At 63.1% G+C, this 13,717-nt stretch carries 11 protein-coding genes and 1 pseudogene; 9 read left to right on the forward strand and 3 right to left on the reverse strand.

Translation table 11 applies throughout. The annotated features are described in order from the left end of the window. Positions 1 to 29: 29 nt before the first annotated feature. Positions 30 to 1,166, reverse strand: a complete 1,137-nt coding sequence (locus FFS45_RS10765; protein ID WP_249362758.1) for an ABC transporter substrate-binding protein — start codon at positions 1,164 to 1,166, stop codon at positions 30 to 32. 354 nt (positions 1,167 to 1,520) lie between these two features. Next, a complete protein-coding gene (locus FFS45_RS10770; RefSeq protein WP_137954626.1) occupies positions 1,521 to 2,513 on the reverse strand; it encodes a fumarylacetoacetate hydrolase family protein in 993 nt (330 codons plus the stop codon). 225 nt (positions 2,514 to 2,738) lie between these two features. Between FFS45_RS10770 and FFS45_RS10775 the strand changes: the two genes are divergently transcribed. The 9 genes and pseudogenes from FFS45_RS10775 to FFS45_RS10815 all read left to right on the forward strand — a co-directional run bounded on the left by FFS45_RS10775 (position 2,739) and on the right by FFS45_RS10815 (position 13,028). Beyond that, positions 2,739 to 3,638, forward strand: coding sequence for an IclR family transcriptional regulator (locus tag FFS45_RS10775; protein WP_137954627.1), 900 nt, complete (start codon positions 2,739 to 2,741; stop codon positions 3,636 to 3,638). 187 nt (positions 3,639 to 3,825) lie between these two features. Further along, positions 3,826 to 5,205 carry a DUF3108 domain-containing protein gene (locus FFS45_RS10780; protein WP_137954628.1) on the forward strand — a complete coding sequence of 460 codons (1,380 nt, stop codon included), beginning with the start codon at positions 3,826 to 3,828 and terminating at the stop codon, positions 5,203 to 5,205. 303 nt (positions 5,206 to 5,508) lie between these two features. Then, complete coding sequence (gene pcaD / locus FFS45_RS10785) at positions 5,509 to 6,297, forward strand: 3-oxoadipate enol-lactonase (protein ID WP_137954629.1); 789 nt, start codon at positions 5,509 to 5,511, stop codon at positions 6,295 to 6,297. Positions 6,298 to 6,415: 118 nt separating this feature from the next. Continuing rightward, positions 6,416 to 6,673: a DUF3567 domain-containing protein gene (locus FFS45_RS10790; protein WP_074263200.1), complete on the forward strand. Its 258-nt coding sequence runs from the start codon at positions 6,416 to 6,418 to the stop codon at positions 6,671 to 6,673. Between the two features lie 290 nt (positions 6,674 to 6,963). Continuing rightward, positions 6,964 to 8,037 carry a homocysteine S-methyltransferase family protein gene (locus tag FFS45_RS10795; protein ID WP_137954630.1) on the forward strand — a complete coding sequence of 358 codons (1,074 nt, stop codon included), beginning with the start codon at positions 6,964 to 6,966 and terminating at the stop codon, positions 8,035 to 8,037. Positions 8,038 to 8,068: 31 nt separating this feature from the next. Next, positions 8,069 to 9,160 (forward strand): AAA family ATPase, encoded by a 1,092-nt coding sequence (locus tag FFS45_RS10800; RefSeq protein ID WP_137954631.1) that lies wholly within the window; start codon positions 8,069 to 8,071, stop codon positions 9,158 to 9,160. Further along, positions 9,160 to 9,837, forward strand: coding sequence for a DUF4276 family protein (locus tag FFS45_RS10805; protein ID WP_137954632.1), 678 nt, complete (start codon positions 9,160 to 9,162; stop codon positions 9,835 to 9,837). Before FFS45_RS10800 ends, FFS45_RS10805 begins: the two co-directional genes overlap by 1 nt. 25 nt (positions 9,838 to 9,862) lie before the next feature. Further along, positions 9,863 to 12,586 (forward strand): annotated as a pseudogene (gene metH / locus FFS45_RS10810) (methionine synthase); the annotation flags it as partial. 235 nt (positions 12,587 to 12,821) lie between these two features. After that, positions 12,822 to 13,028, forward strand: coding sequence for an acid-shock protein (locus FFS45_RS10815; RefSeq protein WP_137954634.1), 207 nt, complete (start codon positions 12,822 to 12,824; stop codon positions 13,026 to 13,028). Positions 13,029 to 13,217: 189 nt separating this feature from the next. Here FFS45_RS10815 and FFS45_RS10820 read toward each other — a convergent pair whose 3' ends face one another. Beyond that, positions 13,218 to 13,544: a DUF1840 domain-containing protein gene (locus tag FFS45_RS10820; RefSeq protein WP_137954635.1), complete on the reverse strand. Its 327-nt coding sequence runs from the start codon at positions 13,542 to 13,544 to the stop codon at positions 13,218 to 13,220. Between the last annotated feature and the right edge of the window lie 173 nt (positions 13,545 to 13,717).

A 13,717-nucleotide genomic window follows, 5' to 3' on the forward strand; every position in this document is an offset into this window, starting at 1 on the left:
GGCAGCGCAGGACATGCGCTTCCCCTCGTTCAGTCGGGTTGATAAAGCCACTTGCCGTTGCTGATTTCGACCATCACGCGAGCGCGCTGGTCGAGCCCGAGGTGATCGGCCGGGCTCATGTTGACGACACCGTTAGTGTCCGCCAGAGCGTGTGTCGATTCCAGCGCATCGCGCAAGGCATGACGGAATTCCGGGGTACCCGGTTGCGCGCTTTTCAGCGCGAGCGGCACGGCGTTCGAGAGCAGCATGCCCGCGTCCCAGGTGTACGAGCCGAACGCCGATACGCTGCCCGCCCCATGTACCGCCTCGAAGCGTGCAATGTAGTCGAGCGCGAGGCGCTTTGCGGGATGATCGGCCGGCAGTTGCGCCGCGACCAGCACCGGACTGGCCGGCAGGAAGGTGCCGTTGCAGTCCGCGCCGCACACGCGCAGGAAGTCGTTATTGCCGACGCCGTGGTTGTGATAGATCAAGCCCTTGTAGCCGCGCTCCTTGAGCGTGCGCGGCGGCAGAGCGGCGGGCGTGCCTGCTGCGCCCACCACGACCGCGTCGGGATGAGTCGCGAGGATCTTCAGCACTTGGCCCGTCACGCTCGGATCGGTACGGTTAAAGCGTTCGCTCGCAACCATGCTGATGTGATGCAGTTCGGCGAACTTCGCGACCTCGGCATAGAAGGTCTCGCCAAGCGCATCGGCCTGGCCGATATAGGCGATCGTCCTGACGCCGTGCGAACTGGCGTGCGCGGTGATCGCGGAGGCCATCATCGCGTCGGTTTGCGGCGTCTTGAACATCCAGTGACGCTTCGCGTCGACCGGTTCAATGATCTTCGCCGACGAGGCCAGCGAGATGGTCGGCGTCTCGCCTTGCGCGATGACGTCGATCATCGCCAGCGTATTGGGGGTGATCGAAGAACCGATGATCGCGTCGACGTGGTCCTCGGAGATCAGCTTCTTGGTGTCCTGCACGGCCTGAGTGGTGTCGGACGCATCGTCGAGCACGATGTACTCGACTTTTTGTCCGCCCATGGTCTTCGGCAGCATGGCGGCTGTGTCCCGGGCCGGAATGCCGAGCGAGGCAGCCGGGCCAGTCAGCGACAGCACCAGGCCGATCTTCACCTGCGCCAATGCGAATGCAGGAGAGGCGGTGCAAAGCGCGGCAACCAGCCGCATGACCCGTTGCGGGAGGGAGGTGGAGCGGACCGGCAGCGTCACCGCACAGGCGCGCCGGGCGGCCGGCGCAAACACAGATGCAAACGAACGCAGTCGCATGCATGTCTCCTCATCGTGGTTTTGTCGTTATGTTCCACTTCGTTGTTGCCAGCCTGCGGCGGCATCTGGCAAGCCGCCAGCAGGGGTGAGCCCTTGCCTCACCACGCCTGCGGCGACTGCGATTGTGGCTACGGCTACGGCCGCGCGCCAGCGCAGTCGGCGGCGGCCGCTGCGCGTCAGCCAGTGTAGCCGCGCGCGAGTTCACCGGTATCGGGCGAAACCCTCTCGGTTGTGTCGAACTGCGCCGAAGCCGCTTTAGCCTGCGCCGTCCAGCGGCGCAATGCCCTGCTCGATCGAACCGAATATCGACTTGCCGGCCTCGTCGAACATCTCGATCTTCACCGTATCGCCGTATTTCATGAACTCGGTCTGCGGCGCGCCATGCTCGATGGTTTCAAGGCAGCGCTTCTCAGCGATACAGCAGTAGCCGCGCTTGGCGTCCTTGTTCGACACCGTGCCCGAGCCGACAATCGACCCTGCACGCAGGTTGCGTGTCTTCGCCGCATGCGCGATCAACTGGCCGAAGTGGAACACCATGTCCGTGCCGGCGTCCGGCTGGCCGACTTTCCTGCCGTTCCAGTGGACGATCATCGGCCGGTGCACGCGGCCCTCGCGCCAATGCTCGCCGAGTTCATCCGGCGTCACGGCGACCGGTGCAAACGCGGTAGCGGGCTTGCTCTGGAAGAAACCGAAGCCCTTTGCCAGCTCGGCCGGGATCAGGTTGCGCAGCGAAACGTCGTTGACCAGCGTAATCAGGCGCACACCCTTGAGCGCCTGGTCGGGTGTCGCGCCCATCGGAACGTCGGTGGTGATCACCGCGACTTCGGCTTCGAAGTCGATGCCGAACGCCTCCGAGGCGCACACCACATCGTCCTTCGAGCCAATGAAGTCGTCGCTGCCGCCTTGATACATCAACGGATCGGTCCAGAACTCGGGCGGCATTTCGGCCCCGCGGGCGCGGCGCACCAGTTCGACGTGATTCACATACGAGGAGCCGTCCGCCCACTGGAACGCGCGCGGCAGCGGCGCCATGCACTCCCTCGCCTCGAACGCAAAGCTGTTGCGCGCCCGGCCCTGATTGAGCGAGTCGTACAGATCCTGCAGTTGCGGCGCGTAGAAGGTCCAGTCGTCGAGCACGCGCTGCAGCGTCGGCGCAATCGCGTCGGCGATAGCGGCGGTTTGCAGGTCGCGCGACACGACGATCAGTTGGCCGTCGCGCGTGCCGTCCTTCAGCGTGGCAAGTTTCATATGGGGAATGAGCCGTGTTAGTGACGATAGAGGGAATCTATTCTACGATGGTGAATCGCCGCAGCCCAGATAAGCTGGCCCAAACCGGCCGCAAACTGGCCGTAGATGGGCTGCAAACCAGGCTGCAAGCGGGCTGGTTCAGGCGCCGCCGCGGGATGTTCCGCGCTGCGCCGAGCCGCCCGCCACCGCATCCGATTCACTGTCCGCGCCCCGTGCGCCTTGCTTATGCCTCCAGCAGCCCGCTCCGGCGCGATTCCCAGCGACGCCGAAATGACCGCAGCGACCGACCCGACGGAGCCGCTCGACGCGGCCGAGGACGACAGCGCCGACGCCGGCGAGGAAAAGCTGCGCTCGGGCATCCAGTCGATCGAGGTCGGCTTTCGCCTGCTCGAAGTGCTGACCCACGAGCCGCGCGCCATGATGCTGCGCGATCTCGCGCAGCGGGCCGGCATGAGCCCGGCCAAGGCTCACCGCTACCTGGTGAGCTTCCTGCGTCTGGGCGTCGTCGCGCAGGATCCGCTCTCCGGGCGCTACGAGCTGGGCGGCTTCGCGCTGCAACTGGGACTCGCGCGGCTTGCACGCGTGGACGGCGTGAAGCTCGCGCGCGTCGCGCTCGCCGAACTGCGCGACCGCCTCGACCTGACCGTAGGCATCGCCGTATGGGGCAACCAGGGGCCAACCGTCGTGCACTGGATGGAATCGAGCCACCCCGCCAAAGCCGCGCTCAAGCTCGGCGATGTGATGCCGTTGCTCGGCTCGGCCACCGGCCTGCTGTTCGCGGCCTATCTGCCGGCGAGCAAGACCGCCGCGATGATCGAGCGCGAACTGGCCGACTCGCGCCGCTCGTCGCACACGGACGGTCCGCGTACGCCTGAAGACGTCGAGCGCGTGCTCGCGGACGTGCGCAGACATGAAGCCTCACGCGTCGAAGGCATGCTGCTGCCGACCATCCACGCGTTCTGCATGCCGGTCTTCGATTCGACCGGCGATCTCGCGCTCGGGCTGATTGCGCTCGGCCACGAAGGCGCGTTCGATATCCGCTGGGACGGCGAGATCGACACGGCACTACGCGAGTGCGCGCGCAAATTGTCATACGAACTGGGCTATAGTCCGACGCCGCGTTAGGATGTCCCGTTGGGCCCGATCTGCAAGCGCTCCGCTATCTCCCGTAAGATGGTTGCCCGGCTGCCGTGGCGCCGCAGCGGAACATCGGCTGCGGCGCCGCGGTCGAACCCGTTCGCCGCGTCCCGCGCCCACTTCAGGCTGGCTACGCGCCGCTTCATCCTTTAATCCGCCAGAACCGTTCCGTTCGATGTCGTATCCCTCCGCCGTCAGCCCTTCCGACCGCTCGCGAGCACACCCGGCGCCGCGCCGCCCGCGCGCGTGGCGTTGGGTCGTCGTGCTGGCAGTCGTGCTGGCGTTGCATTGGATCGCCGCGCAGTGGGTCGAACGCAATCGAGAGATCTTCACGTCCGAGAATACGGCTCATGTGCCCGTGCAGATTGCACTATTGACACCGGAGCGCATTGAACGCCAGCCGGCCGGCGCTGCAACGCCGCGCCCAGCAGCCGTTGCACCCGTGCACAAGCCGGCGGCCAGCAAGCCGCGTGAACATGTGTTGACTGCTACGCGCAGCGGGCCTTCGCCGGAGGCCGCGGCATCGGCCGCAGCAGCAGAGGCCGCCTCCGAGGCGGCGAGCGCGGCTGCGGCTGAGGCCGAAGCTGCCGCATCGGCGGCAAGTGCGGCAAGCGCCGCGGTCGCCGCAAGCGGTGCCGGCAACGCGCACGCTGCGGCCCCGGAAGCGGCTTCGGGTGTGAAGTTCTCGGTACCGCCGTCCGGTGACCTGCAATACGACACGTTCTACAACGGCGTGCGTAATCAGCCCGGCACGATTCACTGGTCGAGCGACGGCAAGACCTACGACATGGTCGTCTCAGTGCCGGTCCCGTTCATCGGCACCTTCAGCTATTCGAGTCACGGCCATATCGATGCCTTCGGCCTCGCACCCGATCAGTACATCGAAAAACGCGGACGCAGACCGGAAGATGTTTCGATCTTCAACCGCAACACCAGGCAGATCGTGTTCACCCGCACACCCGCGTCGCTACCGCTCACCGATGCGGCGCAAGACCGTTTCAGCATGGTGATGCAGCTCGCGAGTCTCGTGCGCGGCGACCCGAATGCCTATAAGCCAGGCGTCACGCGCCAGTTTTTCGTGGTCGACAACGATAGCGGTGAAACCTGGCCGATCGAAACCATCGGCGATGAAACGATCCGCACGGAGCAGGGCTTCGTCAGCGCGCGACATTTCATGCGCCTGCCCCGCCATGCGGGCGACCAGCGGCGTATCGACGTGTGGCTCGCTCCTTCGCTCGGCTGGCTACCCGCGCGGCTCCTGCAGACGGAGCCGAACGGCACGGAGGTCGAACTGGTGTGGCGAGGGGCGCTCAAGGAGCCGGGCAGTGCTTCAGGCAACAAGCCTGAAGGGCAATCAGGTAACGACGAAACGCAGGCTTCGCCGGGAGCCGCCAGCGGTAGTGGTAGCGGAACCGCGGCCACGGGAGCCGCCGGCAATTCGCAAGCCACTCCCGCGAGTGCGTCGAATGTAGCGCCCGCCATGCCCGCCACGCCCGCGACACCCGCCCAGCCTTCGGCGCTCGACACCGCACCGCCCGCGCCCGAGAAGCCCTGAAGTAGAGCGACTATTCAGAGCAATGCACGCAGCAACGCTGCGGCACGACGCGCGCCATACCGTGTGCCACAGCGTGCAGCACACACCTCAGCACATTGCACCCGATCATCGAAACTTCCTGAGCCGGCACGAATCGCACGAACAACGCGACAACTTTGCACAGCGGATGCACCTCACCAGGGAACACGGTTTGCTAAAAGTGCTGACAACGCGCAGCGCCTCGTATCACCATTTGTTACCGCCACGGCCGGCGCAGCAGCGCCGAGTGCGCCCTTTCACTGCTTCAACTCTGAAGGAGCCTGCATGCAAGTGAACATCAACGGTATCGACACACGCTATGTCCTCGACGACGAGGGCGGCGGCCCCTGGCTCACGTTTACCCATCAGCTGGGTGGCGACCTCTCCGTATGGGACCAGTTGGCCGGCTACTTCCGCGACGACTTCACGGTGCTGCGCTACGACGTGCGCGGTCACGGTGCAAGCGGCGTGCCGCGCAGCGGCTTCTGCATCAAGGACCTGGCCGGCGATCTGGCCGCGCTGCTCGATGCCCTGGGCGCCCCGCACACGCATCTGGTGGGTATGTCGATGGGTGGCATGATTGCGCAACAGTTCGCGCTCGATCATCCAGCGCGCATTGCCACGCTGACGCTCGCCGACACGACCGCGCTCACAGCGCCCGAGAGCCGCGCCGTGTGGGACCAGCGGGCCGCCGCCGTGCGCAGCGACGGCATGGCCGCCCTGGTGCCTGCGACCTTGAGCCGCTGGCTAACGCCCGATTTCCAGGCCGCGCACCCGGAAGCCGTCGAGCAGATTCGCGACGTGCTGCAACACACGGCGCCCGAGGGCTACGCGCTCGCCTGCGAGGCCTTGCGCGAGTTCGACGTGCACGAACGCTTAGGCGAGATTCGTCTACCTACGCTGACGGTGGCGGGCCGGCACGATACCGGCACACCGCCTTCTGCAACTCAGGCCATCGCAAATTCAATTCAGGGTGCACAATACGAACTGCTGGAGGCTGCACATCTGGCGCCTGTCGAAGAGTCTCACCGTTTTGCTGCGTTGCTTGAAACGTTTCTCGAAACACGGGTCTAACCAGAAGGTCCGGGAGTTTTCCCAGCGTCATTCCGGACCCACCCCTTGAATTCCACACCAAATGCTCCATGTATGGCGCAGGAACGGCCAGGAGCCAACGGAAATAAGGAGTGTCGCCATGCAAATGATCTACAACAGCCCCAACTATTGTGTCGTCGAGTTCCCGCCGCAGGACGGTCCCCTCGCCATGAAGTCAGGTGGTTATGAGATCGTCGACAAAAACATGCAACGCGAGATTTACATTGACGGCGCAATGGCAGCGCGCTTTCGCGAGCACGTCACAAAGCTGATCGAAGAAGAACCGTCGCTTGACGAAGTAGACGAATTCCTCGGCCAGTTCGACAGCCTGATGCACCAACCGGTGATCCTCCACTAAACACTCACGCAGCACTCACGCTTCGGCGACACGTACTAAAAACCCCGTCCGGCTTGCCGGGCGGGGTTTTTTATTGTTCATACGGCATGCGTACGGCATTTAACATTTCACCGCGAGTCGAGCAATCAGAAAGACGCACGGGGCGGCATCTTTTACCGGCCTGCCGTGAGACCGGCAGTGCACAAGGCTTTTATAAGCCTTATCAGCGCCCGGCCACGACCGGCGAGGCCGTCACGTAGCGGATACAATGACAGGTTTCCTGAAAAAACTGGCGCAAGCCCCCTTCTGCCATGAACCAGCCTGCCCCCACCGTCAGTCCAGTCCACACCGCCTACACGCGCGGTGCCGCATTACCCGCGCTGCTGCAGTCGCGCATCCTGATTCTGGACGGCGCGATGGGCACGATGATCCAGCAATACAAGCTCGACGAAGCCCGCTATCGCGGCGAGCGCTTCAAGGACTACGACCGCGACATCAAGGGCAACAACGAACTGTTGTCGATCACGCAACCGCAGGTCATCCGCGAGATTCATGAGCAGTACCTCGCGGCGGGCGCCGATATCATCGAAACCAACACGTTCGGCGCGACCACCGTTGCGCAGGCCGACTATGGCATGGAGAACCTCGCTGTCGAGATGAATCTCGAATCGGCGAAGCTGGCTCGCGAGGCCTGCGACAAGTATTCGACACCGGACAAGCCACGCTTCGTGGCCGGCGCCATCGGACCGACGCCGAAGACGGCCAGCATTTCGCCTGACGTGAATGACCCGGGCGCCCGCAACGTGACATTCGACGAACTGCGCGCGGCCTACTACGAGCAGGCCAAGGCGCTGCTCGACGGCGGCAGCGACCTGTTCCTCGTCGAAACGATTTTCGACACGCTCAACGCCAAGGCTGCGCTGTTTGCGCTCGACGAGCTGTTTGAAGACACCGGCGAGCGTTTGCCGATCATGATTTCGGGCACCGTCACCGATGCATCGGGCCGCATTCTGTCGGGGCAGACGGTGGAGGCGTTCTGGAACTCGCTGCGTCATGCAAAGCCGCTCACCTTCGGGCTCAACTGCGCGTTGGGCGCGGCGTTGATGCGCCCGTATATCGCGGAACTGGCCAAGCTGTGCGACACGTACGTATCCTGCTATCCGAACGCGGGCTTGCCGAATCCGATGAGCGACACCGGCTTTGATGAATTGCCGGCGGATACCTCGGGCCTCCTGAAGGAATTTGCGCAGGCTGGGCTTGTGAATATCGCCGGCGGATGCTGTGGGACGACGCCGGAACATATTGCAGCGATTGCCAAGGCGCTGACTGGCGTCAGGCCGCGAGTGTGGGCAAACTATCGGGAAACCGATACTAAAACGGCTTGATCGCAACGAATACCTCAACGGGAATCGATCGATGGCTGGCGTCTCCAAACTGACGATTGCAGGATTCAAATCAATACGTGAGTTGCGCGACTTCGAGTTGCGCAATCTGAATGTGTTGATTGGCGCCAATGGCGCGGGGAAGTCAAACTTTATCGGGCTGTTCCGGATGCTGGCGGAAATGTATGAAGGCCGGTTGCAGTTGTATGTGCAACAGCAAGGTGGGCCGGATGCGTTGATGCATTTTTCGCGGAAGGTGACTGAGGCGATTCGGGCCACGTTCTCCTTTACCGACGCTGACCGCTACAAGTTTGAGCTCGTCGCTACAAACGATAATCGGCTCATCTTTTCCGACGAGTCGTTCGACAGCAATGAGATAGACCCGACAGTGGGCATCATTGGTGTTTCAACCGGCGCGAAAAACGAGTCGGAACTGATGAGCGTTACCGAAACGGTTGGACTCTCCTACATTACATCCGTCCTCGAAGACATCCGCGTCTACCACTTCCACGACACGGGCGAAAAGGCCAAGGTCAAACAGCTGCACGCAACCAACGACACCTTGCGCCTCAAGGTCGACGGCGCGAATCTCGCCGCCTACCTGCACATGCTCAAAACAGAGCATTCGGACAGCTACCGCCAGATCGTCGACACAGTCCGCCTGGTCGCGCCGTTCTTCGACGACTTTGTATTCCGCGCCAACACAGCTTCGAAGATACAACTCGAATGGACCGAACGCGGCGACCCGGACACGCCCTTCACGGCCCACGCACTGTCCGACGGGACGCTGCGCTTCGTCTGCCTGAGCACGCTGCTGCTGCAGCCGTGGGATCTGATGCCCGCGACTATCCTGATCGATGAGCCTGAACTTGGCCTACACCCGTACGCCATCAACCTGCTCGCGGACCTCCTCAAGCGCGCATCTGAGCAAAAGCAGTTGATCGTGTCCACGCAGTCAGTCGAACTGCTGAATCGGATGGAGCCAGAAGACGTGATCGTGGTCGATCGCAAAGACAACGCATCTACCTTCCATCGCCTCGACGCAACCCAATTGCAGGACTGGCTCGATGACTACTCGCTTGGCGAGCTCTGGAAGCAGAACGTCCTCGGCGGGAGGCCAGCGTGATGGTTGAGTTAATCGTAGTCGGCGAGGGCCAGACCGAGGAAACGTTCGTCCGCGACGTACTGGCGCCCGCGCTCAGCGCGAACCGGATTTACGCAAGCGCACGGCTGATCAATACCTCGCATGAACAGCGCGGTGGCGCGCTCAGCCTCGAACGGGTCCGCAAGTTCATCGGCCACACCTTGCGCCAGCGCGCCGATACGTACGTCACGACCTTGATCGACCTGTACGGGCTCGACACGACGTTTCGCGGCCTGGCAGACAGCAAGGGTCAGGCGCCCGCCACCCGCGCCACACACATCGAACACCTGCTCCACGAGGATGTCGTTGCCTTCGCACAGTGCCGCCCGGAGCGTTTCATTCCCCACATACAGCCCCACGAGTTCGAGTCGCTGCTGTTTTCGGATGTGTCGAAGCTATGCGAGCTCGAACCCGGCTGGCAGCAACAGAGCCAGCCACTCGTCGCGGCGCGCTCCGCGGTCGGCGATCCTGAATGGATCAACGATTCGCCGCATACCGCGCCGTCGAAACGGCTTGAACAGTTGCATCCGCGCTACCGCAAGGTCCGTCATGGCCCGGTTGCCGCCGTGCGCATTGGCCTGGATAAGATTCGCGCACAATGCCCGCATTTCCGTCAGTGGTACGACCGCATCGCGGCGCTGACCGCCGTGCACGCGTAACGCCCTCACATCGAATACACGCTCTAACGCCATGACCGATCACACCATGCGCCTCTCCGGCCTCGAGCCGTTCAACGTCACATCCGGGACGCTCTTCATCAACGTAGGTGAACGTACCAACGTGACCGGCTCGAAGGCGTTCGCGCGAATGATCCTGAACGACCAGTTCGACGACGCCATCGCGGTCGCACGGCAGCAGGTGGAAAACGGCGCGCAGATCATCGACGTCAACATGGACGAGGCCATGCTCGATTCAAAAGCGGCGATGGTCCGCTTCATGAATCTGATCGCGTCGGAACCGGACATCGCCCGCGTGCCGATCATGATCGACTCGTCGAAGTGGGAAGTGATCGAAGCGGGCCTGAAGTGCGTGCAAGGCAAGGCGGTCGTCAACTCGATCTCGCTGAAAGAAGGCGAGGAAGCCTTCCGCCATCACGCGAACCTGATTCGCCGCTACGGCGCGGCAGCCGTCGTGATGGCCTTCGACGAAAAAGGCCAGGCCGACACCTACGAGCGCAAGACCGAAATCTGCAAGCGCTCGTATGACTTCCTCGTCAACGAAGTCGGCTTCCCGCCCGAAGACATCATCTTCGATCCGAACATCTTCGCGGTCGCCACCGGCATCGAAGAGCACAACAACTACGCCGTCGACTTCATCAACGCTACCCGCTGGATCAAGGAAAATCTTCCTCATGCGAAGATCAGCGGCGGCGTGTCGAACGTGTCGTTCTCGTTCCGCGGCAACGATCCGGTGCGCGAAGCGATCCACACCGTGTTCCTCTACTACGCGATCCAGGCGGGGATGGACATGGGCATCGTCAACGCCGGCCAGCTCGGCGTGTACGCAGACCTCGATCCCGAACTGCGCGAGCGCGTCGAAGACGTGGTGCTCAATCGCCGCGACGACGCCACCGACCGGCTCCTAGAAATCGCCGACAAGTTCAAGACCGGCGCGGCGAAGAAGGAAGAGAACCTCGAGTGGCGCAACCAGCCCGTCGAGAAACGCCTCTCGCATGCGCTGGTGCATGGCATCACCAACTTCATCGTCGAAGACACCGAAGAAGTGCGCGCGAAGATCGCCGCTGAAGGCGGCCGCCCGATCAACGTGATCGAAGGCCCACTGATGGACGGCATGAATATCGTCGGCGACCTGTTCGGCCAGGGGAAGATGTTCCTGCCGCAGGTGGTGAAGTCCGCGCGCGTGATGAAGCAGGCGGTCGCGCATCTGATCCCGTTCATCGAAGAAGAGAAAAAGCAGCTCGCGGCGGCCGGCGGCGACGTACGCGCCAAGGGCAAGATCGTCATCGCGACGGTGAAGGGCGACGTGCACGACATCGGCAAGAACATCGTGTCGGTGGTGCTTCAGTGCAATAACTTCGAAGTGGTCAACATGGGCGTGATGGTCCCGTGCAACGACATCCTCGCCAAGGCGAAGGTGGAAGGCGCGGACATCATCGGCCTGTCGGGTCTGATCACGCCGAGCCTCGAAGAAATGGCCTACGTCGCCTCGGAAATGCAGCGCGACGACTACTTCCGCATCAAGAAGATTCCGCTCCTGATCGGCGGCGCGACCACCTCGCGCGTGCATACGGCCGTGAAGATCGCGCCGCACTACGAAGGACCGGTGGTGTATGTGCCCGATGCGTCGCGCTCGGTCTCGGTGGCTTCGAGCCTGCTGTCCGACGAAGGCGCCGCGAAGTATCTGGAAGAGCTGAAATCCGACTACGATCGGATCCGCGACCAGCACGCCAACCGCAAAGCCCAGCCGATGGTCACGCTGGCCGACGCGCGCGCGAACAAGACCAAGGTGGATTGGGCCGGCTATCAGCCGGTCAAGCCGAAGTTCATCGGCCGCCGCGTGTTCAAGAACTTCGACCTCAACGAGCTGGCCAACTATATCGACTGGGGGCCGTTCTTCCAGACGTGGGACCTGGCCGGTCCGTACCCGGCGATTCTCAACGACGAGATCGTCGGCGAATCGGCGCGGCGCGTGTTTTCCGACGGCAAGTCGATGCTCGCGCGCCTGATCCAGGGCCGCTGGCTGCAGGCCAACGGCGTGATCGCGCTGATGCCGGCCAACACCGTGAACGACGACGACATTGAAATCTACACGGACGAATCGCGCTCGGAAGTCGCGCTGACGTGGCGCAATCTGCGCCAGCAAAGCGTGCGGCCCGTGGTGGACGGCGTGATGCGGCCAAACCGCTCGCTGGCCGACTTCATCGCGCCGAAGGATTCGGGCGTGGCGGACTACATCGGCATGTTCGCGGTGACGGCGGGCCTGGGCGTAGACGCGAAGGAAAAGCAGTTCGAAAAGGATCACGACGACTACAGCGCGATCATGCTGAAGGCGCTCGCCGACCGCTTCGCGGAAGCTTTTGCCGAAGCCATGCACGCCCGCGTGCGGCGCGACCTGTGGGGTTACGCTGCCGGCGAGACGCTCTCCAACGACGATCTGATTGGCGAAAAATACCGTGGCATCCGTCCCGCGCCGGGTTACCCGGCCTGCCCGGACCACCTCGTGAAGCGCGATATGTTCAATGTGCTTCATGCGGAGGAAATCGGCATGAGCGTGACCGAATCGCTCGCCATGCTCCCGGCGGCCAGCGTCTCGGGCTTCTACCTCGCGCACCCGGACAGCACCTATTTCTCGGTGGGCAAGATCGACCAGGACCAGCTGGAAGACTACGCGCAGCGGATGGCGCTCTCGAAGCAGGACGCCGAACGGGCCCTGGCGCCGCTGCTGTAAGCGGCATTGATGGCGCCCGGGCAATGCGCGAGGCGCCGCTGTGGCGGGCGTTCGAGCGCCACCCGGGTTCCTTCGCTCTGGGCGGCCCCGAGCCACCCCACTATATCGGGAACGTAAGGCTGAATATTTCCGGCAAGCGGGTTTTCGGCTTTGTAGACTGCAAGCGCCTTACCCGCCAGACGCGGCCAGAAAACGCGTCGGCTCAACTACTTGCAACCGTCACGGAGAAACTCGTATGAAGAAGCTGACGTTCGTCTTGGCCGGTCTTTCGCTTGCGCTCGGCACCTCGGTAGCATTCGCCCAGGCGTCCGCGCCGGTCGCGAGCAGCGCGGTCAGTTCGTACTCGCCGCCCACCCAGAAGCACGTCAAGAAACCCAAGAAGCAGAAGACGAAGAAGGGCGCATCGTCGGCGACAGCCGCACCGGCCGCCGCCAGCCAGTAAGCCGCCCCGGCTGGCGCAACTCCGAAAAGCCAAGAGCCCGCTGTCAGTTCAGTCAGCGGGCTCTTGGCTTTTATGGCTTGCAACGCTCAAGGGGTTTGGACATTTCGTCACACCGCGGCGCGCATCGCTCCCGCGCGCCGGCCGGCGCCGCCGCTGCGCCCGATCAGGCGCGGCAGCGCAGACGCCTGCTCAGATACCCCAAACGATATCCGCGTTCTCCTTCTGCGCCGCGCGCAGCATGTCGAGAAATGGAAACGCGCGTTGCGCGAGGCCAATCGGAATCTCGTGGTGTTCGTGGCCGTCTTCGCCTTCGTGGAAATGGCCTTCGTGCTCCGCGCGCTCCTGCTTGTCCGAACTGATCGCCGATTCCAGCTTGGTGATCGCTTCGCCCAGCTCGTCATGCATGATGACCCCGCGTTCACCAAGGCGCTTGCCGACGATACCGACCAGGTACTGCGCCAGATTCTCCAGCATCATCACATCCGGCGCCGCACGGCATTTGAAAGTAATCAACATGACTGTTCCCTTTTTGATTTTGTTGGACTTAAGCGCCGATAGCCGTACGACAACCGTCCGCGCGGGTTTCGCTGGCGCGCCGCAAACGAGTGGCGGCCACGGCCCTGGGTGGGCATCTCATTGGTGCATCTCATTGGACATATTAGCACCTGCTAAAATCCGTCTGGACGGAA

The sequence above is a fragment of the Burkholderia sp. 4M9327F10 genome (genome assembly GCF_005503145.1).
Classification (GTDB): Bacteria; Pseudomonadota; Gammaproteobacteria; order Burkholderiales; family Burkholderiaceae; genus Paraburkholderia.

Bases quoted from the DNA above. Each gene is read 5' to 3' on its own strand.
- FFS45_RS10765 (WP_249362758.1), bottom strand. From the start codon at position 1,166: ATGCGGCTGGTTGCCGCGCTTTGCACCGCCTCTCCTGCATTCGCATTG.
- FFS45_RS10770 (WP_137954626.1), bottom strand. From the start codon at position 2,513: ATGAAACTTGCCACGCTGAAGGACGGCACGCGCGACGGCCAACTGATC.
- FFS45_RS10775 (WP_137954627.1), top strand. From the start codon at position 2,739: ATGCCTCCAGCAGCCCGCTCCGGCGCGATTCCCAGCGACGCCGAAATG.
- FFS45_RS10780 (WP_137954628.1), top strand. From the start codon at position 3,826: ATGTCGTATCCCTCCGCCGTCAGCCCTTCCGACCGCTCGCGAGCACAC.
- pcaD (WP_137954629.1), top strand. From the start codon at position 5,509: ATGCAAGTGAACATCAACGGTATCGACACACGCTATGTCCTCGACGAC.
- FFS45_RS10790 (WP_074263200.1), top strand. From the start codon at position 6,416: ATGCAAATGATCTACAACAGCCCCAACTATTGTGTCGTCGAGTTCCCG.
- FFS45_RS10795 (WP_137954630.1), top strand. From the start codon at position 6,964: ATGAACCAGCCTGCCCCCACCGTCAGTCCAGTCCACACCGCCTACACG.
- FFS45_RS10800 (WP_137954631.1), top strand. From the start codon at position 8,069: ATGGCTGGCGTCTCCAAACTGACGATTGCAGGATTCAAATCAATACGT.
- FFS45_RS10805 (WP_137954632.1), top strand. From the start codon at position 9,160: ATGGTTGAGTTAATCGTAGTCGGCGAGGGCCAGACCGAGGAAACGTTC.
- FFS45_RS10815 (WP_137954634.1), top strand. From the start codon at position 12,822: ATGAAGAAGCTGACGTTCGTCTTGGCCGGTCTTTCGCTTGCGCTCGGC.
- FFS45_RS10820 (WP_137954635.1), bottom strand. From the start codon at position 13,544: ATGTTGATTACTTTCAAATGCCGTGCGGCGCCGGATGTGATGATGCTG.